Annotated in this window: 16 protein-coding genes; 8 read left to right on the top strand and 8 right to left on the bottom strand. The window is 72.8% G+C overall.

From position 1 onward, the window contains the following. Positions 1-67: 67 nt before the first annotated feature. Genes FAF44_RS35650 through FAF44_RS35640 form a run of 3 tightly spaced genes read left to right on the top strand, consistent with a single transcriptional unit; the run spans position 68 to position 3821 of the window. The gene (locus tag FAF44_RS35650) at positions 68-2146 is read left to right on the top strand and encodes a DUF6421 family protein (protein ID WP_237107753.1); all 2079 of its coding nucleotides are present in this window, start codon (positions 68-70) and stop codon (positions 2144-2146) included. Then, a complete protein-coding gene (locus tag FAF44_RS35645; RefSeq protein WP_237107752.1) occupies positions 2143-2772 on the top strand; it encodes an SDR family NAD(P)-dependent oxidoreductase in 630 nt (209 codons plus the stop codon). The genes FAF44_RS35650 and FAF44_RS35645 overlap by 4 nt, the downstream gene beginning before the upstream one ends. Then, a complete protein-coding gene (locus FAF44_RS35640; protein ID WP_237107751.1) occupies positions 2769-3821 on the top strand; it encodes a low specificity L-threonine aldolase in 1053 nt (350 codons plus the stop codon). Before FAF44_RS35645 ends, FAF44_RS35640 begins: the two co-directional genes overlap by 4 nt. A 14-nt stretch (positions 3822-3835) precedes the next feature. On the opposite strand, the gene FAF44_RS35635 is transcribed toward FAF44_RS35640, so the two are convergent. Together FAF44_RS35635 and FAF44_RS35630 are read right to left on the bottom strand one after the other, a co-directional pair. Beyond that, entirely contained in the window at positions 3836-5236 is a 1401-nt protein-coding gene (locus FAF44_RS35635; RefSeq protein WP_237107750.1) for an NAD(P)/FAD-dependent oxidoreductase, read from the bottom strand. A gap of 3 nt (positions 5237-5239) precedes the next feature. Beyond that, positions 5240-5887, bottom strand: a complete 648-nt coding sequence (locus tag FAF44_RS35630; RefSeq protein ID WP_237107749.1) for a DUF305 domain-containing protein — start codon at positions 5885-5887, stop codon at positions 5240-5242. 134 nt (positions 5888-6021) lie between these two features. Between FAF44_RS35630 and FAF44_RS35625 the strand changes: the two genes are divergently transcribed. After that, positions 6022-6735 (top strand): DUF3105 domain-containing protein, encoded by a 714-nt coding sequence (locus tag FAF44_RS35625; RefSeq protein WP_237107748.1) that lies wholly within the window; start codon positions 6022-6024, stop codon positions 6733-6735. A 67-nt stretch (positions 6736-6802) separates the two neighbouring features. Here the strand turns inward: FAF44_RS35625 and FAF44_RS35620 are convergent, their stop codons facing one another. Beyond that, positions 6803-7300 (bottom strand): EF-hand domain-containing protein, encoded by a 498-nt coding sequence (locus FAF44_RS35620; RefSeq protein ID WP_237107747.1) that lies wholly within the window; start codon positions 7298-7300, stop codon positions 6803-6805. A 76-nt stretch (positions 7301-7376) separates the two neighbouring features. Beyond that, positions 7377-8498 carry an alanine dehydrogenase gene (gene ald / locus FAF44_RS35615; RefSeq protein ID WP_237107746.1) on the bottom strand — a complete coding sequence of 374 codons (1122 nt, stop codon included), beginning with the start codon at positions 8496-8498 and terminating at the stop codon, positions 7377-7379. A gap of 164 nt (positions 8499-8662) precedes the next feature. Here ald and FAF44_RS35610 point away from each other — a divergent pair, with 164 nt between their 5' ends. Further along, complete coding sequence (locus FAF44_RS35610) at positions 8663-9619, top strand: excalibur calcium-binding domain-containing protein (RefSeq protein WP_237107745.1); 957 nt, start codon at positions 8663-8665, stop codon at positions 9617-9619. Here the strand turns inward: FAF44_RS35610 and FAF44_RS35605 are convergent. The 3 genes from FAF44_RS35605 to FAF44_RS35595 are packed head-to-tail and all read right to left on the bottom strand — an operon-like array spanning position 9616 to position 13474. Next, positions 9616-10995, bottom strand: a complete 1380-nt coding sequence (locus tag FAF44_RS35605; protein ID WP_237107744.1) for an NCS2 family permease — start codon at positions 10993-10995, stop codon at positions 9616-9618. The genes FAF44_RS35610 and FAF44_RS35605 overlap by 4 nt on opposite strands. Before the next feature lie 60 nt (positions 10996-11055). Further along, a complete protein-coding gene (locus tag FAF44_RS35600; RefSeq protein WP_237107743.1) occupies positions 11056-11289 on the bottom strand; it encodes an EF-hand domain-containing protein in 234 nt (77 codons plus the stop codon). Next, entirely contained in the window at positions 11273-13474 is a 2202-nt protein-coding gene (locus FAF44_RS35595; RefSeq protein WP_237107742.1) for a molybdopterin cofactor-binding domain-containing protein, read from the bottom strand. The genes FAF44_RS35600 and FAF44_RS35595 overlap by 17 nt, the downstream gene beginning before the upstream one ends. Positions 13475-13569: 95 nt before the next feature. Here FAF44_RS35595 and FAF44_RS35590 point away from each other — a divergent pair, with 95 nt between their 5' ends. After that, the gene (locus FAF44_RS35590) at positions 13570-15063 is read left to right on the top strand and encodes a PucR family transcriptional regulator (RefSeq protein ID WP_237107741.1); all 1494 of its coding nucleotides are present in this window, start codon (positions 13570-13572) and stop codon (positions 15061-15063) included. Here FAF44_RS35590 and FAF44_RS35585 read toward each other — a convergent pair. Next, on the bottom strand, positions 15038-17860 hold the full coding sequence (locus FAF44_RS35585; protein ID WP_237107740.1) for a BTAD domain-containing putative transcriptional regulator: 2823 nt from the start codon (positions 17858-17860) through the stop codon (positions 15038-15040). The genes FAF44_RS35590 and FAF44_RS35585 overlap by 26 nt on opposite strands. 532 nt (positions 17861-18392) lie before the next feature. Here FAF44_RS35585 and FAF44_RS35580 point away from each other — a divergent pair. Together FAF44_RS35580 and FAF44_RS35575 are read left to right on the top strand one after the other, a co-directional pair. After that, positions 18393-19676, top strand: coding sequence for a helix-turn-helix transcriptional regulator (locus FAF44_RS35580; RefSeq protein ID WP_237107739.1), 1284 nt, complete (start codon positions 18393-18395; stop codon positions 19674-19676). A 60-nt stretch (positions 19677-19736) separates the two neighbouring features. After that, on the top strand, positions 19737-20151 hold a 415-nt coding region (locus FAF44_RS35575), incomplete at its 3' end, for a copper resistance CopC family protein (RefSeq protein WP_237107738.1).

The following is a 20151-nucleotide window of genomic DNA, read 5'->3' as shown; positions in this document are numbered from 1 at the left end:
CTTGTGAGGCAAGCCGTAAATGTGTGTATATTTTCCGGTACATGGCGGCTTATGCAGGAGATGTTTCATGCAACCCTTCCCCAAGGTGCTGTTCGACGAGGCGCACAGCGAGTCGTGGACCATCCGGCGCGAGCTGGCCGAGTCCATCAACCCCGCCCACCCCGACGACAACAGCTACGCCCGCGCGGCCGGGCTGCTGCGGCATCTCGGGCACACCGTCACCGCCCACACCTCGGGCCCGCTCGACCCCGCGACGCTGGCCGGGCACGACGTCCTGGTGATCGCGCACCCGTCGGGTGACCGCTGGGAGCGCACCACCGGGCAGGGCGGCCCCGTCCTGACCGCCGCCGAGATCGACGCCGTCGAGTCGTACGTGGCGGGCGGCGGCGGGCTGGTCGTGCTGGCCGAGGAGGAGCAGGACAAGTACGGCAACAACCTGCGCGAGCTGCTCGCCCGGTTCGGCGTGGACGTCCGGCACACCACCGTGCGCGACCCCGCGCACGCCCACCGGGGCGTGGCCACCTGGGTGCTGGGGGAACGTGCCACCGGCTCCGGGCTGCTGGCCGGGGTGCGCGCGGCCTGCTTCTACCGCGCGGGCACGCTGAGCGCGGACCGGGGCGAGGTGCTGTTCGCGACCGCGACCACGGCCGACCCGGCCGGCGAGCCGCTGGCCGTCGCACTGCGGCACGGGCGCGGGCGGGTCGTCGTGTTCGCCGACTCCGACCTGTTCGGCGACGACTCCATCGACGACCACGACCACCGCGCCCTCTGGCAGAACGTGATCACCTGGGCGGCCCGGCTCCCCGGCGACGAACGCGCGGGCGCCGGGGCCGCCGAGCAGGCCGGTGACGAGGGCAAGGCCGGGCTGTTCGCCCGGCTGAAGGCGGCCGTGGAGGAACTGCGGCCCCTCCAGGCCAAGGACGGTTCGGTGCCGGAGGAGTCCAGGAGCCGGGCCACGGGGCTCGTGACGGAGATCGCGGCCCGGGTGGCGGCGCTCGCGCCGTTCTTCCCGCACGACGAGGGCTACCTGCGCGCCGTCCGCGCCGACCTCGTCAAGTGGGCCGGCCAGGACCTCGGCGTGCCCGACTTCCTCGACTCCCTCGACCTCTTCCACCCCGACACCCAGCGCCACGACGGCCTGGAGCACGTCGTGGTGTTCCCCATGTACACCCAGAACGGCAACCGGACCCGCAACCTCGAAGCCGTCTGGATCCGGACGATCTGGCCCGGCTGGCTGGCCGAGCTGGAGGCGGGCGGCTACGACAACCCGATGTTCGTGCCGATCGCGTTCGAGGACTTCACCTCCGGCTACGACACGCACTCGGCCGTGCTGTTCCCCGAGACGGTGGCGGTGCGGCAGGCCCCGGAGCGGTTCACCTGGGGCGGGATCTTCGCCGACCGGGAGGCCGCCAGGTTCAGGCGGGTCTGCGGGGCCGCCGCCGAGATGCTCAGGCTGGACCTGCCGCCGGACGCCGAGCGGCTGCTGGCCTCGCAGCGCCTGGCCCAGGACACGTTCGTGCTGTGGGACCTGGTGCACGACCGCACGCACAGCCACGGAGACCTGCCGTTCGACCCGTTCATGATCAAGCAGCGGATGCCGTACTGGCTGTACGCGCTGGAGGAGCTGCGCTGCGACCTGACCGCGTACGGCGAGGCCGTCGTGCTGGAGCGGCAGGGCGTGCCGTACGCCCGGTACGTGCGGCTGGCGATCCTGTTCGACCGGCTGTTCCGCTTCCCCGTCACCGGTGAGCGGGTGCGCAACTACGACGGGCTGGGCGGGCAGCTCCTGTTCTCCTACCTGCACCGCAACGACATCGTGCGGTGGACCGACAACCGGCTCTCGATCGACTGGGAGCGGGTCGCGGGCGGGGTGGCGGACCTGCGCGGCGAGGTCGAGAAGCTGTACCGCGACAGCATCGACCGGCCCAAACCGGCGCACTGGCTGGCGGCCTACGAGCTGGTGAGCGCGTACGTGGCCCCGAACCCGGCCTCGACCTGGGTCAAGGGCGTCGAGGCGCTGCCGGAGGAGCAGAAGGCCAAGGTGGACGCGGTGCTGGCGGACGAGTTCCCGCTGAGCATGTTCTACGAGGCGCTGCGCCGTAAGCTGACCGACGTGGTCGAATCGACTAAGGGACTACGAGCATGATCGTATTGGTTACCGGGGCCGGAGGGCCCACAGGTGAGGCCGTTTCCGGATATTTCCGGAAACAGGGGCACACGGTGATCGGCGTCGACAAGCAGGACGTCGACCTGCTCGACCGCGCCGCCGTCCAGGGCCTGGCCGATCGGGTCGAGCGCGAGCACGGCCACGTGGACGGCGTGGTGCACCTGGTGGGCGGCTGGCGCGGCGGCGACACGTTCGCCGAGACCAGCCTCGACGACTGGGACCTCCTGCACGACCTGCTGATCCGCACCCTCCAGCACGTCTCGCTGGCCTTCGAGCCGCTGCTGCGCCGCAGCGAGCACGGCCGCTTCGTGATCGTCTCCGCCCAGGCCGCGCAGGCGCCCTCCGCCGGAGGAGCCGTCTACGCGGCGGCCAAGGCGGCGGCCGAGGCATGGACGCTCTCGCTGGCCGACGCGCTCAAGGACACCGGCTGCGCGGCCACCGTCCTCGTCGTCAAGGCCCTCGTGAACGATCAGATGCGCGCCGCCCGTCCCACGGCCGCCTTCTCCGGCTTCACCGACGTCAACGACCTCGCGGCGGCCATCGGCGGCCTGTACGACCGCCCGGCCGCCGAGATCAACGGCACACGATTGGACCTCACTTCTTGACTCCCCGGCACGACCCCCGGCTCAAGGCGTTCGCCAGCGACAACTACGCCGGGGTGCACCCCGAGATCCTCCAGGCCGTCGTGGCGGCCAACGGCGGCCACCAGACCGCCTACGGCGACGACCGCTACACCGAGGCCGTGCAGGAGGTCTTCCAGCGGCACTTCGGGCAGGCGGCGCGGGCCTGGCCGGTCTTCAACGGCACCGCCGCCAACGTCGTCTCCCTGCGCTCGATGACCGCCACCTGGGAGGCGGTCATCTGCGCGGAGAGCGCCCACATCAACACCGACGAGGGCGGCGCGCCCGAGGTGGCCGGCGGCATCAAGCTGCTCACCGTCCCGGCGCCCGACGGCAAGCTCACCCCCGAGCTGATCGACCGGCAGGCGTGGGGCTTCGGCGACGTGCACCGCGCCCAGCCGAAGGTGGTCTCGATCTCCAACACCACCGAACTCGGCACCCTCTACACCGCCGCCGAGATCGCCGCCATCTGCGAGCACGCCCACGACCTGGGCCTGCTCGTGCACCTCGACGGCTCCCGGCTGACCAACGCCGCCGCCGCGCTCGACGTCCCCATGCGGGCCCTGACCACCGACGCGGGCGTGGACGTGCTCTCCTTCGGCGGCACGAAGATCGGCATGATGTACGGCGAGGCCGTCGTCGTGCTCGACCCCGCCGCGGCCACCGGGGTCGACTACGTGCGTAAGACGTTCATGCAGCTCTCGTCGAAGATGCGGTTCGTGTCGGCGCAGTTCGACGCGCTGCTGTCGGGCGACCTGTGGCTGCGCAACGCCCGCCGGGCCAACGCGATGGCGCGGCGGCTGGCCGCGGCCGCGGAGCGCATCCCCGGGGTGCGGCTGGCCCGTCCGGTCGAGGCCAACGCGGTCTTCGCGGTGCTGCCCGGCGACGTCGCCGAGCGGCTGCGCAAGCGCTTCACCTTCTACGACTGGACGGACGGGGAGGTGCGCTGGATGTGCGCGTTCGACACGACCGAGGAGGACGTGGACGCCTTCGCGGCGGCCCTGGCCGAGGAGGTGGCCGCGGCGCGCCGGTGACCCTCCGGGGGCGCTCAGCGCGCGCGCAGGGCCAGGCGGGCGGCCTGCCAGCCGCCCATCCCGTGCACGCCCGGCCCCGGCGGCGTGGCGGACGAGCAGAGGAACACCCCCGGCAGCGGGGTGCGCCACGGGGCGGGCGACCAGACCGGCCGGCGCAGGAACTGCGACAGGGCGGCCAGCCCGCCGCCGATGTCACCGCCCACCAGGTTGGGATTGACCGCCTCCAGGTCGGCCGGGCCCATCGTGTGCCTGGCCAGCACCCGGTCGCGGAAGCCCGGCGCGTACCGCTCGATCTGGGCCTCGATGGCGTCGGACATGTCCGCCCGCGAGCCGTTCGGCACGTGGCAGTAGGCCCACAGCGTGTGCCCGCCGCGCGTGGGGTCGGCCGCGTACGGCTGGACGAGCAGCACGTACGGGCGGGGCGAGGTTTTGCCGGCCGCCGTCTCGGCCTCGCCGAGCGCGATCTCCTCCAGCGTGCCGCCGAGGTGCACCGTGCCCGCGCCGGCCACCGCCGGGTCGCGCCACGGCACCGGCCCGTCCAGCGCCCAGTCCATCTTGAACACCCCGGGCCCGTAACGGTAGCGCTCGAGCCCGCGCCGGTAGCCCGCGGGCAGGTCGGCCATCGCGAGGAACTGCCGGGGCGTCACGTCGAGCACGACGATCGGGGCGTCCAGTTCGGCCAGCCGCCGTACGCGGTGGCCGCTGACCGCCTCGCCGCCCAGCGACCTGAGCTCGGCCACCAGCGCGTCGGCCAGCACCTGTGACCCGCCGCGCACCACCGGCCAGCCCACCAGGTGGGCCAGCGCGCTCAGCACCAGCCCGTAGCCGGCCGAAAGGGGGGAACGCAGGTCGAGCGTGGAGTGCGCGGCCATGCCCGCGAACAGCGCCCTGGCCTCCGTGGTCCGGAACGCCGTCCTGGCGAACGTGGTGGTCGGCAGCAGCGCCGCCGCCCCGAACCCGGCGGCCTGCGCGAACGTCCGCGGCCGGGGCGCCCACGGCCCCAGCGGCTTGAGCAGCAGGTCGACCAGCGGGAACCCGGCCCGCGCCGCCGCCCCCACGGTGGCCAGCCACGCGCCCCCGTCGCGCCCGAGCCCCTCGGCGGTACGGTGCACGTCGCGGTGCGCCAGCACGGCGGGACGCCCGTCGAGCGGATGGGCCGCGGCCACCGGCGGATGCGCGAACTCGACCCCCTTGAGCTCCAGTTCCCGGAAGGCGGGGGAGGCCAGCGCCATCGCCATCACGGTCGCGCCCAGGTCGTGCACGCGCCCCGGCAGGGTCAGCTCGCCGGAGCGCAGCCCGCCGCCGAACCGCTCGGCCGCCTCCAGCAGCACCACCTGACGCCCCGCGCGGGCCAGCAGCACCGCGGCCATCAGGCCGTTGGGCCCCGAGCCCACGACCACGGCGTCGGCGGCCATCGCCTACTGGCTCTTCAGGATCGACGGGTAGGGTTGCGCGCCCCGTTTCTGGAGCAGGTCCGTCATGAGCTTGATCTCCCCGCTCTGCCCGCTGACGATCTTCTGGGCCATGCTGACCACCTCGCCGCGCGTGGACAGCCCGAGCAGCCCCTCGGACATCTGCACGCCGCCTTCATGGTGGCGGATCATGAGCTGCAGGAACAGCACCTCGGCCGGCGTGCCCTCCGCCTGCCTGAGCTTGGTCAACTCGTCGGGCGAGGCCATGCCGGGCATGCGCGCCGCCGCGCCGCCGGTGGCGGCCGACGCGGCGCCCGGGGCGGCTGCGGCGTGGCCGTGGCCGCTCATCCAGGCCATCGGCGGCTGGTCGGTCGCCTGGGTGAGCTGCCACTGCTGCAGCCAGCCCAGGAACATGCCGCGCTGGTTGGCCTGGGTGTTGATGATGTCGAAGGCCAGACTGGCGATCTCGGGGGCGGGGCGTTTGTCCCTGATGAGGAACGCCATCTCGACGGCCTGCGCGTGGTGCGTGGCCATGTCGCGGGCGAACCCGGCCTCGGCCGAGGTGTCGCCCGGCGTGCCGTCGCGGCCGAACAGCAGGAACGCCGCCGCGGCGAGCACCAGCACGCCGCAGACGATCAGCAGAGGTCTTCTCACCGGCTTTTCCATGGCGGATCCCAGAGTACCCACCTGGGGGAGGGGTCGTGATCGGACCCTTATGCCGCTCTTATTCTCCGCATACGCCCGGAGGGCATAGGGTGACCCGGAGTTGGTACGCCGATGGAGGAGCGATGACGAAGGAGAAGGCGCAGGCGAGGCGCGAGCACCTGCAGAAACTGCGGGCCGAGCAGAAGCGCAAACAACGCCGCGCCGCACTGCTGATGTGGGGCACGGGCGGGCTCATCATCGTGGTGCTCGTCGGCCTGGTCGGCTTCTACTTGATCGACCAGGGCAGGAAGACCTCGCTCGACGCCGTGGCGAGCGTCAAGTACGACGGCGGCCAGCACGTCTGGAACGCGGTCTCCTACAAGGAGACACCGCCGGTGGGCGGCGAGCACAACAACTACTGGCAGCAGTGCGCGATCTACGACCAGCCGATCCACAGCGAGCACGCCGTGCACTCGCTGGAGCACGGCGCGGTCTGGATCACCTACCGCCCCGATCTGCCCAAGGCGCAGATCGACCAGCTCAAGGAGGTCGCGGGCGCCACCGGGCAGCAGGAGTACATGCTGGTCAGCCCCTTCCCCAACCTGCCGTCGCCGATCGTGGTCTCCTCATGGGGGCACCAGCTCAAGCTGACCGACCCGGCCGACCCGAAGCTCGGGGCGTTCATCAAGCGCTACCAGAACGGCGCCGACACGCCCGAGCCGGGCGCCACGTGCGGCGGCGAGACGGCGGTCACCACCACGGCCGACCAGGCCCCGCTGCCGCCCGAGCCGCAGCAGCAGCAGCAGGCGCCGGCGGAGACCGTCTCCCCGTCGCCCAGCCAGTCCCAGCAGCAGTAGCCGCACGACCTGCCGCGACGTCAGGGCCCGGCCCCCGCAGGGCCCTGACGGCATCGCGGGTGCGGGCTCAGGCGTCGCCGATGAGCATGCCGTGGCGGGCGCGGGCGAACTCCTCGAACGAGATGCGCCCGTCGCCGTCGGCGTCGGCCCTGGTGAAGGCGGCGGTCAGGTCGGTGCCCGGCCGGCTCCAGAGCGTGCCGAACTCCTCGGCGCTGATCCAGCCGTCGCGGTCGCGGTCGGCCACGATGAAGGTGGCCCTGGAGATCGGCGAGAGCACCGTCTCCAGCTCGCCGGTGCTCGCCAGCGCCTCGAAGGACCGGACGTACTCCTCCCTGCCGATCCGCCCGTCGCGGTCGGTGTCCAGGACGCGGACGTGGTGGTCCCAGGCGTTCATGAACGCGTCCACCACCGCCTCGCCCTCGGGGGTCTCGGGCCTGATGCCGGTCTGCAGCAGCCGCCGCTGGGCGAGGGCCATGTAGTCGTACCGGGTCAGGAAGCCGTCACCGTCGGTGTCCAGGTCGTGGAAGTTGCGCTCGGCGCTCTCGCGGAAGCTCGGCAGGGACATCACCACTCCGATCAATTACTTTGAGTAGCTGGTCGCTACTCAGCGTAACTGTTCGGTCGGCGGCGCGACAGGGGCATCAGGAAATGCCGAGCACCTCGCCCGGCGGCGTCCAGTCCAGCTTGTGCGCCTCGGCCACGGGGCGGCTGGTCAGGCGGCCCCCGTGGGTGCTCAGCCCGAGCGCCAGCGCCGGGTCCGCGCGCATCGCGCGCCGCCAGCCCAGGTCGGCGATCGCCAGCGCGTACGGCAGCGTCACGTTCGTCAGCGCGTACGTCGAGGTGTGCGGCACCGCGCCCGGCATGTTGGCCACGCAGTAGAAGACCGACTCGTGCACGCGGTACGTCGGCTCCTCGTGCGTCGTCGGCCGCGAGTCCTCGAAGCAGCCGCCCTGGTCGATCGAGATGTCCACCAGCACCGAGCCCGGCTTCATGCGGCTGACCAGGTCGTTGCCCACCAGCTCCGGAGCCTTCGCGCCGGGCACCAGCACCGCCCCGATGACCAGGTCGGCCTCCAGCACCGCGCGCTCGATCTCCAGCGTGTTGGAGGCGACGGTCTGGCAGTGGCCCTGGTAGATCAGGTCGGCCCGGCGCAGCTTGTCGATGTTCTTGTCGAGCAGCACCACCTCGGCCTGCATGCCGAGGGCGATGGCGGCGGCGTTCATGCCGGACACCCCGGCCCCGAGCACCACCACGTGCGCCGCGCGCACCCCGGACACACCGCCCATCAGCACGCCCCTGCCGGCCGACGAGCGCATCAGGTGGTAGGCGCCCACCTGCGGCGCCAGCCGTCCGGCCACCTCCGACATGGGGGCGAGCAGGGGCAGCGCGCCGCCCGGGGTCTGGACGGTCTCGTAGGCGACCGCGGTGCAGCCCGACTCCAGCAGCGCCCGCGTGCCGGCCCGGGAGGCGGCCAGATGCAGGTACGTGAACAGCACCAGCCCCTCGCGCAGCCGGTGGTACTCCTGCGCCACCGGCTCCTTGACCTTCATCACCAGGTCGGCCGCGCCCCACAGCTCGTCGGCGTCCGGCACCAGCACCGCGCCCGCGGCGGCGAAGTAGGCGTCGGGGATGGCCGAGCCGTCGCCCGCGCCGCTCTCGACGAGGACCTGATGACCGTGGCGCACCAGCTCGTGCACCCCGGCGGGGGTCAGCGCCACCCGGTACTCGCTGTTCTTCACCTCTAGCGGCACACCGACCTTCATAGGGTCACTCTTCCCGGCGAAGCCGTCTTTCTCCTCGATTCTTTCTCCCATCTCACAGTTGAGAGAGGATTGTCCGGTTGATTACCCCGGTTCGGCCTGTCCTCGATAGGCTCACCGGCAGCCCGACCCCGTCAGCATGGGCCGTCAGAATGGGATCGTCATCGATGGACAAGCCGGAAGAGCCGCCACCCGCGGATCCGGGGGAGCCGAAGGCCAGCAGACTCACCACCACCGTGCTGATCGTCTCGCTGGTGCTGGTGGTGCTCGTCGCGGGCGTGCTCGGCACGGTCGCCGTCCTGATGACCAGGAGCCCCGACACGCCGCTGCTGGGCGGCGCGCCGCCGCGTCACCTGTCCGTGCCGATCCACTTCGCGCCGGTCAAGGAGAGCAAGCCCGCGCCCTGCCCCGGCGACCCGGCCGTGCTCGACGAGGCCCAGGGCACCTGCTACCTGCTGGAGGACGGCGTCACGGTCGGGGCCGTGCAGCGCATCGAGTCGCTGCGCGAGAACGACGGCCAGTACTCCGTGCGCATCGCGGTCGCGCCGGCCTTCAAGGAGCGGCTGGCGGGGCTCCTCGACGAGCTGGCGCCCCAGCAGCGGGCGATCGCGATCGTGCTCGCGCCCGAGCAGGCCGACCAGCCCAAGACCGTGCTGGCCGCGCCCATCGTCACCCAGGCCATGGACGGCGACAGCGTGAGCATCGCCGGCTTCACCCAGGCCGACGCCGAGACGCTGGTGACCCGCCTGACGGGCAGCCAGGCGAGCCCGGACGCCACGACCCCGCCCACCGGCCCGACCACCGGCCCGGCCACTCCGCCCGACGGCGGCCAGAGCACCTTCCCGACCGGCCCCGCCACCCAGCCGACGGGCGGCACGGGCGGCACGGGCGGCACCGGCGGCACGGGCAGCACCGGCACGGACACCACGGGCACGGGAAGCACGGGCACCGGAAGCACGGCCCCGGCGACCGGCGGCCGGTCCCTCGACAAGCGCTACCCGAGCTGCGCGGAGGCCGCGAAGGCCGGCGACGGGCCCTACTTCAGGGGCACCCACGAGGAGTACGGCTGGTACACCGACGTCGACAACAACGGCGTGGCCTGCAACAGCGGCGACATCCGCTAGGCGAACACCGCCTCCAGCCAGTCGATGCCGAAGTAGGCCAGGAAGACCAGCGAGACCACCCACAGCAGCCACGGGATCTCGGAGAAGCGCCCCCTGGCCGCCTTGATCAGCGTGTACGCGATCACCCCGGCCCCCACGCCGTTCGTGATCGAGTACGTGAACGGCATCAGCGCGATCGTCAGGAACGCCGGCACGGCCAGCTCCAGGTCGTCCCACGGCACGTTCCGGCTCTGCGTCATCATCAGCGCCCCGACCAGCACCAGCGCGGGCGCCGCGGCGGCGGCCGGCACGACGGCGGCCAGCGGCGTGAACAGCAGCGTCAGGCCCAGCAGCGCGCCCGTCACCACGCTGGCCAGCCCGGTGCGCGCGCCCTCGCCGACCCCCGCGGCCGACTCGACGAAGACGGTGTTCGCCGAGGCGCTCACCGAGCCGCCCACCATGCCGGCCACGCCGTCCACGGTCAGGATCCGGCCCAGCCGGGGCACCTGCCCGCGCCGGTCCACCATGCCGGCCTCGTCGCTGACGCCGATGATCGTGCCCATGGCGTCGAAGAAGCCCGACAGCACCAGCGTGAACAGCACCACGGTCGCCGTCAGCGCCCCCGCCGTGGCGAACCCGCCGAACAGGTCGAACTCGCCCACCAGCCCGAAGGAGGGCGCGGCGACCAGCGACTCGGGCAGGCGCGGCGTGACCACGCCCCAGGCCGCCGGCTCGATGGCGGTGACCGAGTTGACCAGGATGGCCAGGGCCGCCGTGGCGGCGATGCTGATGAGGATGGCGGCCGGGACGCGGCGCACGTACAGGACGATCATCAGGAGCAGGCCGAAGCAGAAGATCACGACCGGCCAGCCCTTCAGGTGGCCGGTCGCGCCGAGTTGCACGGGCGTGCCCGTGCCGCGCGCCACGAAGCCCGCGTCCACCAGGCCGATCAGCGCGATGAACAGGCCGATGCCCACGCTGATCGCGTGCTTGAGCGCCAGCGGGATCGCGTTCATGATCAGGGTGCGCAGGCCGGTCACGGCCAGCACGATGATCACGAAGCCTTCCAGCACGACCAGGCCCATCGCCTGGGCCCAGGTCATGTGCGGGGCGGCCTGGTAGGCGACGACCGCGTTCAGGCCGAGCCCGGCCGCCAGCCCGAACGGCGCGTTGCCGACGACGGCCATGAGCAGTGTGGAGATCGCCGCGGCCAGTGCCGTGGAGGTGGTCAGTTCGGCGATCGACAGGCGGGCGCCGGTGATGTCCTTGGCCCCGGCCAGGATGATCGGGTTGAGCAGGATGATGTAGGCCATCGCCATGAACGTGGTGAGCCCGCCCCGCACCTCACGGCCGACGGTGGTGCCCCGGCCGGTGAGCTCGAAGAACCTGTCGAGCACCGGTATTCCCCCCTCGTGATCAGGGGGAATGCCGGTGTGCCTACCCAGCGAGGGCCGAGATCACCCCTTCTCGTGGCGGCCGTGGCCCACCAGGGCGACGAACTCCGCCAGCTTGATCGTGCCGTCGCCGTCGCTGTCGGCCGCCGTGATGAACGCCTCCACCTCGCTCTCGGAGGCGCCCTGCCCGCCGAGCGCGTCGTTGGCCTTCCTGATCTCCTCGGCGGTCAGCAGGCCGTCGCCGTCGGTGTCGAAGCGCCTGAACTCCGCCTCCGCAGCCTCACGCGCGGTTGCCATCGAATGCCCCCTTTGTCGAGCCGTCGTCGAACAAGGCGATATCTTCCGGCCTAATCGGAACGCGAGTCAACCGCAGCCCCGTGGCCGCCCGGACGGCGGCGGCGATGGCGGGGGTGGAGGAGAGCGTCGGGGGCTCGCCGGCCCCGCGCAGCCCGTACGGGGCCTGCGGGTCCGGGTTCTCCAGGATGCGCAGCGTCATGGGCGGCATGTCCAGGACGGTGGGGATGAGGTAGTCGGTGAACGACGGGTTCAGCACCCGGCCGTCGCGGACCTGGATCTCCTCCATCAGCGCCAGCCCCAGCCCCTGGGCGCTGCCGCCGTGGATCTGGCCCTCCAGCGCCTGCGGGTTCAGGATCCGCCCCACGTCCTGGACCGCCGCCAGCTCCACCACCTTCACCAGGCCCAGCTCCACGTCCACGTCCACGACCGCCCGGTGCACGCACAACGCGAGCTGGGTGTGCGAGTCGCCCTGCCCGGTGAGCGGGTCCATCGGGAACGTCGGCCGGTGCCGGTACTCGCGCGTCTCCTCGATCGGCCCGTACCGCTCCAGCGCCTCCTTCGCCGGCAGGCCGCCGAACCGCTCGCGCACCGCCTCGCAGGCGGCCTTGACCGCCCCGCCCGTGACGTACGACTGCCGCGAGGCCGACGACGAGCCCGCCGAGCCGACCGAGGTGTCGGCGGTGGCCACGGTGACGTTCGCGACGCCCAGCTCGGTGCGGGCGATCTGGGCCTGTACGGTCACCAGCCCCTGGCCCACCTCGGCGGCGGCGGTGTGCACGGTGACGTGCGGTTCCCCGGCGACCAGCTCGGCCCGCACCCGGGCGGTGGAGTAGTCGTCGAAGCCCTCCGAGAAGCAGATGTTCTTGATCCCCACGCCGTAGCCCACCCCGCGGCGCACGGACTCGCCGTGGGTGGTCTGGGAGACGCCGCCGGGCAGCCCCCGCAGGTCGCCGCCGGTCCTGGCCGGCGGCAGCGGCATGGCCTCCAGCTCGCCCAGCATCTCCGCGAGCGGGGCCGGCGAGTCGATCACCTGACCGGTGATCAGGTGGGAGCCCTGCGCGACCGCGTTGCGCCGGCGGATCTCGACCGGCGACAGGCCGCACGCCTCGGCCAGCCGGTCCATCTGCGACTCGTAGGCGTAGCACGCCTGCACCGCGCCGAAGCCGCGCATCGCGCCGCACGGCGGGTTGTTGGTGTAGACGCCGGTGGCGTCCACCCGCACGTTCGCCACCTCGTACGGCCCCACGCCCAGCGACGCCGCGTTGCCCACGACGGCGGGGGAGGAGGAGCAGTACGCGCCGCCGTCGAGCAGGATGTCGGCCTTGACGTAGACCAGCCTCCCGTCCCGGGTCGCGCCGTGCTCGTAGCGCATCCGCGCCGGGTGGCGGTGCACGTGGCCGAAGAACGACTCCTCGCGGCCGTACACGATCTTGACAGGGCGGTTCAGCCGCAGGGCCAGCATGCAGGCGTGGACCTGCATCGACAGGTCCTCGCGGGCCCCGAACGCGCCGCCGACGCCCGACAGCGTCAGGCGCACCTTTTCCGGGGGCAGGCCCAGGCAGGGGGCGAGCTGGTCGCGGTCCACGTGCAGCCACTGGGTGGCGATGAACAGGTCCACGCCGCCGTCCTCGGCGGGCACCGCCAGGCCGGACTCGGGGCCGAGGAACGCCTGGTCCTGCATGCCGACCTCGTACTCGCCGGTCACCACCACCTCGGCCTCGAAGGTGTCGCCGCGCCGCACCGGCTGGTGGCGTACGAAGTGCTGCGACAGGCCGGGGTCGGTGACGGCGGGGCGGGGCTCGTACTCGACGACGATGGCCGCCGCCGCCCTGCGGGCCGTCTCCGGGTGGTCGGCCGCCACCAGCGCCACCGGCTCGCCCTGGTAACGGACCTGGTCGATGGCGAGCACCGGCTGGTCCTTGTGTTCCAGGCCGTAGAACTTCACGCCCGGCACGTCCTCGTGGGTCAGCACCGCCCGCACGCCGGGGATGCGCAGCGCCGGGCCCACGTCGATCGAGCGCAGCCAGGCCGACGCGTGCGGGCTGCGCAGCGTCGCGCCCCAGACCATGCCGTCCAGCCACAGGTCGGAGGCGAAGGCGAACTCGCCGGTCACCTTCAGCGCGGCGTCGGGCCGCCGGGCGCTCTCCCCGACTCCGTGCCGGGTCACGTCAGCCGTCTGCGTCATCTTCCGAGTAGAGCACCGCCACCCGGGCCGGTCCTATGCGCCCGACGTCAAATCGTGGTCATCGCTTGCAACATACGACTTGTACATTCCTACAGGTGCGTATCTCCGACCTGCTGGCCATCGACGACCTGCGCCTGCGGCTGCTCACCGGCGACCCGGAGCGCGAGTTCGGCACGGTGCACATCACCGATCTGCCCGAGCCCGGCCGCTACCTGGGCGGCGGTGAACTGGTGCTGACCGGGCTGATGTGGTGGCACGAGCCGGCGGACTCGGCCCGGTTCGTGGCCGCGCTGGCCGAGTCGGGGGTGGCCGCGCTCGGCGCGGGGCAGGCGTGGCTGGGGCACGTGCCCGGCGACCTCGTCGCCGCCTGCGCGCGGGCCGGGCTGCCGCTGCTGGAGGTCCCGGTCGAGGTGTCGTTCCGGACGCTGGCCGAGACGGTCGTGCCGCGGCTGGCCGGAGACGTCCGCGACGCGCTCGGCCGGCACCGCAGGCTGGTCGCGGCCATGGCAGAGGGCGCCGACCTGCGCGAGCTGTTCGCGCTGACCGCCGCCGAACTGGGCGTCACCGGCGCGGTGGTGTCCGCCTCGGGCGAGGTGATCGTCGGCACGGTGGACGACCCCGTCGGCCTGGCCAAGGCGTACCTGACGGCGCCCCGCCTGCCGGTCCTGGCCGGCGCGCACACGCTCTTCGCGGTCGGACGCGGCCACCGCGCCGCCGGCTGGGCGCTGGCCTGCGACGGCGACCTGATGGGCCGCGCCGACCTCGGCTACGAGCTGGCCGCCTGCGTGGGCCTCGAACGCGGTCGCGTCGAGGAGGGCCGCCGGGTCGAGCGCCGCCTGACCGAGCAGCTCGTCGTGGCCGCCCTGGCCGAGGCCGGCGGGGCGGAGCTCAACGCCCGGCTGCGCACGTGCGGGGTGGACACGGCGGAGCCGTACGCGATCGTCGACGTCACCGCGTCCAGGCCGGGCGCCACCCGCGGGCCCGACCCCGCCACGCTCGGGGGCCGGATCGTCGAGGAACTGCTCGGCCGCGAGATCGTGGCGGCGGCCGGCGCGGACGGCGCGGTCGCCGTGGTGCCGCTGCGCGAGTCCACCACCGCCGAGCTGGCCGAGCGGCTGCGCGCCGGGGCGGGGGTGCTCGCCGCGCTGCCCGGCACCCGCCTGTGCGTCGGGCTCAGCGGCGCGCTGAGCGGCGCCGCCGCCGTCAAGGGCGGCGTGGAAGAGGCCGGGCACGCGCGGCGGCTGGCCGAGGCACGCGGCGGCGGGGTCGTGACCAGCGACGAGATCTACACCCACGCGCTGCTGCTGGCCACGGTGCCGGGTGACGTGCGCCGCTCGTTCGCCGCCCGGCTGCTGTCGCCGCTGCTCGACTACGACCGGCGGCACCAGTCGGAGCTGGTGCGCACCCTCGGCGTCTTCCTCGACTGCGCCGGCTCATGGAACGCCTGCGCCGAGCAACTGCACGTGCACGTCAACACCGTGCGCTACCGCGTACGCAGGATCGAGGAGCTGACCGGCCGGAACCTGGCCACGATGGCCGACCGGGTCGATTTCTTCCTCGCGCTCAGGGACACCGCGCCGCCCCGCTGACCGGCAGGCCGCTGTGGCTCACCCGGGAACCGGCCGCCTGTTTCCGCAGGGCCCCCTCCCGCTCCTCCACCGCCCGCTCCAGCCAGTACGCGCTGCCCATCCGCTCGGCCAGCGCCACCGCCTCGGCGCTGCGGCGCACGGCCTCGCCGGTCTGGCCGAGCAGGCGGTGCGCCCGCGCCAGGTAGACCAGGCAGCTCATCTCCGTCATCCGGGTCATGCGCGCCGGCCCCAGCGCCTCGGTGAGCACGCCGAGCGCCGTGCCGGCCTGGCCGCGGTGGATCAGGACGTGCCCGCGTTCGAGGGAGAACTCCACCTCGCGCAGGCTGTCGCCGGCGCGGCGGGCCATCTCCGCGCCCTCCTCCAGGACCGCCGTGGCCTCCTCCAGCCGGTCGAGACCCCGGCAGCACCGTCCGACCATCAGCAGGGCGAACAGCTCGCCCACCGTCGAGCCGATCTCGCGGGCGAGCGCGCGCTGGGCGAGCGCGTGCTCCAGCGCGTCGGAGAAGCGCCCCGACTTGTGGAACGTGGAGGCCAGGTTGCCGTGCGCGCGCTGCTCGTTGAAGCGGTCGCCGAGCCGGCGCGCCAGCCGCAGGTGCTGCTCGCCGTGCTCGAAGGCGGCGGGGTCGCCCCGCAGGTACAGGCCCGTCGCGAGGTGGGCGTGCGCCTCCATCGTGATGACCGGGTCGTCGAGTCGCCGGCCCGTCGCGAGCAGCCGCTCACCCAGCGAGACCAGCCCGGACACGCGGTAGGCGCTCTGCTGGTACCACCACAGGGCCAGGCCGATCCCCGCCCCCGCGCGGGCGATGCCGTCGTCGGGGTCCGCCATCGCCTGGTTGGCGGCGGCCATCAGGGTGGCCTCCTCCGCCCTGAGCCAGGCGCGCGCCTCGTCCGCGCTGCCGAACCGGCGGCCCTGCGCCTCGATCGGCGGGTACAGGCAATGGACCCGGTGCGGGTCGCTGGTCCGCGCCGCGGCCCGTACCGACTCGGCGTAGTAGCCGATCGCCCGCCTGAGCGGCGAGCGCCGCTCGCCCGCGGGCAGCAGGTCGGCGGCGAAGAGCCGGACCAGGTCATGGGGGTGGTAGCGGCCCGGCTCGCCGGCGTCGAGCAGGTGGGCGTCACACAGGCGCTCCAGCGCGCGTTCGACGTCGGCCGGCGCGGACTCCGACAGCGCCGTGGCCGCCTCGACGGTGACGTCCGGCACGTGCAGCAGGCCGAGCAGGGCCAGCAGGCGCGCCGCCGCGCCGTCGATCTCGCGGGTGCTGCGGTCGAGCGCGCTCCAGCTCGCCGCCAGGCTCGACCGCACGGCCAGCTCGCCCGCCTCCAGTTCGCGCAGCCGGCGTCGCTCGTCGCTCAGCCGCGCCGTCAGCGCGCCCACACTCCAGTCGGGACGGTCGTTCAGCCGCGCCCCCGCCACGCGCAGCGCGAGGGGGAAGCCGTCACAGAGCCGCACCAACCGGTTGGTCTGTCCCAGGTCCGCGGAGACCCGCTCGGCCCCGACGAGCTTGGACAGCATGGCGGTGGCCTCCACGTCCGACAGCGGGCCCAGCCGGAGCTGCACGCAGTCGTCGCCGGCCGCCAGCGACTCCCGGCTCGTCACCAGGAACGCGGTGCCGAGCGGCGCCGAGACGAGCGGCGTGACCTGGGCCAGGTCGGCGGCGTTGTCCAGGAGCACGAGCAGTCGCCGGCCCTCCAGCCGGCTGCGCCACAGGGCGGCGGCTTCGTCCTCGTCCTCGGGAACGGCGCGGTCCGGTACCCCGATGCCGCGCAGCAACCGGCTGAAGATCTCGTACGCCCGCGGCCGGGCCACGTTCGGCGTGCCGCCGCGCAGGTTGACGTAGAGCTGCCCGCCGGGGAAGCGGTCGCGCACCTTGTGGGCCACCCGCACGGCCAGCGCGGACTTGCCGACGCCGGGCGGGCCGCAGATCACCACGAACGGATGCGGTGGGGCGTCGTCCCGGGGATCCAGCAGCGACCTCAGCCGCGCCGTCTCGCGTGTGCGGCCGGCGAAGACCAGCAGGCCGCGGGGAAGCTGCCGGGGGACCACCAGATCGGGCCCCGCCCGGCCGTCGGCCGCCAGGACGAGCCGGTGGGCGCGCCGCAGGCCCTCGCCCGGGTCGACGCCGAGCTCCTCGGCCAGCGTGCGACGGGCCTCCTCGAAGACCGTCAGCGCCTCGGCCTTGCGCCCGCATCCGTGCAGGGCCAGCATGAGCAGTTCGTGCAGGCGCTCGCGCAGAGGGTGGCGGCGGGTCAGGTCGGCCAGCTCGGTCAGCCCCTCCTCGGGACGTCCGAGCCCCACCAGGGCCTCGCCCCTGATCTCCGCGGCGGTCAGGTGCAGCTCTTCGAGACGGGCGCGCTCACCTTCGGCGAAGGGGCCGGGCACGCCGCTCAGCGGCTGGCCGCGCCACAGCGCGAGCGCCTCGTCCACCAGGGATAACGCCCGGGTGAGGTCGCCGTCTTTCCTGGCCTGCGCCGCCTCGTCGAGCCGGGCGTCGAACACGCACGCGTCGACCTTGGACGGTTCGAGCCGCAACAGGTAGCCGCCGGAGGCCCTGGCCACCATGTTCGGAGGCTCCCGCCTGGAGCGATTCGGCTCGAACAGGCGTCGCAGCCCCGCGATGTAGGTGTAGACACTCTGCGCGGCGCTGGCGGGCGGGGCGTCCCCCCACAGACCCTCGATGAGCTGGCCCAGAGTGACCACACGACCCGAGCGCATCGCCAGCATCGCCGCGATCGCCTGCTGGAGAGGCGGCCCCAGGTCGTTTTCTTCGTCGTCGAGCACACCGACAACCGAACCCAAGAGACCAATGGTGAGACCGGCCGCCATAGACCTTCCGTGATCGCGAGTCGGATACACGTAGGGAGCTTAGTCCCGAAAGTCCTGGTGCGCAGAGGCCGGCGTCGTATGTAGATGGAATGTAGACGCTGCCACTAGGTTGTGCACCAGCCCGTGGCTGGTGTGGAACTGGTCGCTTGGGCCCGGCTGATCCGTGACTCAGGCAAGGTCACACAGAAGGTGGGCAGCGGGGGCCGTGAGGCCCTTCACCAGCCGGGTCGCCCCGTCGCGGGCACGGAGTGCGGTGCGTGTCCGTGGAGGTCGCCCCGGGTGTCACCTTGCCACGTTCATCGGCTGCCGATCAGCAGCAGTACGACTCACCTTGCCCGAAAGATAGGGAAGACGACTCGGCGTTCGCGGTCGTAACATTACCTCCAATGGCCAACGCGGCGCTGATCGCGGCAACCAGGATCGACAGGGCAATGCGCATGCGCATGGGGGTTCTCCCTCGCCTATGTGGGATGCTCGGACTTCATCTTCTCAGGGAGCGGCTGCTGTGACCACATCTGACCTAGTCGGACTCCGCATCAAGACGGTTCGGCGGCAACGCGGCTTGTCACAGGCCCAGCTCGCACACCCCGAGTTGTCCGACAGTTACGTCTCGTTGATCGAGAGTGGCAAGCGTACCCCCACCCCCGCGGTCTTGGAGCTACTGGCCGGTAAACTCGACTGCTCGCTGTCCTATCTGATCAACGGCGTCACCGCCGAGCAGATGGAGGACATCGAGCTCGCCCTCGGCTACGCGCGGCTGGCGCTCGAGAACGGTGAGGTCGCCGAGGCCCGCACGCGCTTCGCGGAGCTGCTGCGCAACAGTAACCTGGCAGGGCTGACGACACTTCGTCAAGAAGCCGAGTTCGGGCTCGCGCTCGCCACGGAGGCGGCCGGCGACCTCGACGAGGCGATCTCGATCATGCTCAGGCTGCGCGAGGAGGAACTGCCCGCCGAGCGCGCCATCGAGGTGGCCGTCGCGCTGTGCCGTGCCTACCGGGAGAGCGCCCGGCTGAGCGAGGCCGTCGAGGTGGCCGAGCAGCTCCTGAGCGGCAACGCCCGCCAGTCCTGGACCGACCTGCTGGTCGAGCTGGGCGCCACCCTGCTCGCCGCCTACCTGGAGCGCGGCGACATGCTGCGAGCCAGGCAGTTCGCCGCCGAACTGCTCAACGCCGCCGACGCCCTGGGCACGCCGCGCTCCATCGTCGCCGCCAACTGGAACGCCTCCATCGTCGCCCGCGCCACCGGCCACAACGACGAGGCGGTGGCCTTCGCCGAGCGGGCGCTGGCCGTCCAGGTCGAGCACGGCCAGCCGCGCAACACCGCCCGCATGCGGCTCGCGCTCGCGCGCACGCGGCTGCGCGTCGGCGCCCAGGACGCCGCCGGCGTGCGCGACATGCTGCGCGCCGCGGTCGCCGAGTTCGAGCAGACCTCGACCAGCACCTTCGACCAGGCCAACCTCTACGTCGAGCTGGCCTGCGCCGAGTACATGGCCAACGACCTCGACAAGGCCGCCGAGCACGCGGTGACGGGCAGGAACCTGCTCCCCGAGTTCGGCCACGCCCTGGGCGCGGAGGCCAACCTGCTGCTCGGCCGGGTCTACGGCGCGGTCGGCCGGGTGGCGGAGGGGCGCGAGCACGCCGTCGCCGTCACCAACTGGCTCACGCCGCTGCCCGACTCCCGCCGCTCGGCGTCCGCCTGGTACGCCACCGCCGAGACCATGGAACAGCTCGGCGACACCGACGGAGCCGTCGACGCCTACCGCCGGGCGCTCGCCTGCGCGGGATTGTAGAGCCCCATTCGCGGAGCGGAGTCCGGACCGGCCGACGGCGTCGGTAGCCTTGAGGGTGCCATGAAGAGATCCCCGCTCGCGGCCCTCACCGCGATTCTCACCGCCGCCCTGCTCGTGTTCGGCCCCGCCGCGCCCGCGCTGGCGCACGACGCGCTCAAGAGCAGCTCCCCGGCCAAGAACGCCGAGGTCAAGTCCCTCGACGAGGTCAGGCTCGAGTTCAGCGCCAAGGTCCGCATGCCGTTCGTCATCGTGCGGGGCGAGGCAGACGCCCAGCACGAGAGCGGCAAGCCCGAGGTCGACGGCGCGGTGGTCACCCAGGCCGTCGAAGGGCCGCTGCCCGACGGCGAGTACACGATCGCCTACCGCGTCGTGTCCTCCGACGGGCACCCCATCGAGGGGGAGATCCCGTTCCGGGTGGAGGGGGCGCCGACGCCGTCCCCCAGCGCGTCCGAGCCTGCCGAGCCGCCAGCCAGCC

The sequence above is a fragment of the Nonomuraea sp. MG754425 genome (genome assembly GCF_021699195.1).
Taxonomy (GTDB): Bacteria; Actinomycetota; Actinomycetes; order Streptosporangiales; family Streptosporangiaceae; genus Nonomuraea.
Note: the sequence above shows the minus strand (reverse complement) of the source record. Positions and strands in the feature narration are given on the sequence as shown.

Bases quoted from the DNA above. Each gene is read 5' to 3' on its own strand.
- FAF44_RS35650 (WP_237107753.1), top strand. From the start codon at position 68: ATGCAACCCTTCCCCAAGGTGCTGTTCGACGAGGCGCACAGCGAGTCG.
- FAF44_RS35645 (WP_237107752.1), top strand. From the start codon at position 2,143: ATGATCGTATTGGTTACCGGGGCCGGAGGGCCCACAGGTGAGGCCGTT.
- FAF44_RS35635 (WP_237107750.1), bottom strand. From the start codon at position 5,236: ATGGCCGCCGACGCCGTGGTCGTGGGCTCGGGGCCCAACGGCCTGATG.
- FAF44_RS35625 (WP_237107748.1), top strand. From the start codon at position 6,022: ATGACGAAGGAGAAGGCGCAGGCGAGGCGCGAGCACCTGCAGAAACTG.
- FAF44_RS35620 (WP_237107747.1), bottom strand. From the start codon at position 7,300: ATGTCCCTGCCGAGCTTCCGCGAGAGCGCCGAGCGCAACTTCCACGAC.
- ald (WP_237107746.1), bottom strand. From the start codon at position 8,498: ATGAAGGTCGGTGTGCCGCTAGAGGTGAAGAACAGCGAGTACCGGGTG.
- FAF44_RS35610 (WP_237107745.1), top strand. From the start codon at position 8,663: ATGGACAAGCCGGAAGAGCCGCCACCCGCGGATCCGGGGGAGCCGAAG.
- FAF44_RS35600 (WP_237107743.1), bottom strand. From the start codon at position 11,289: ATGGCAACCGCGCGTGAGGCTGCGGAGGCGGAGTTCAGGCGCTTCGAC.
- FAF44_RS35595 (WP_237107742.1), bottom strand. From the start codon at position 13,474: ATGACGCAGACGGCTGACGTGACCCGGCACGGAGTCGGGGAGAGCGCC.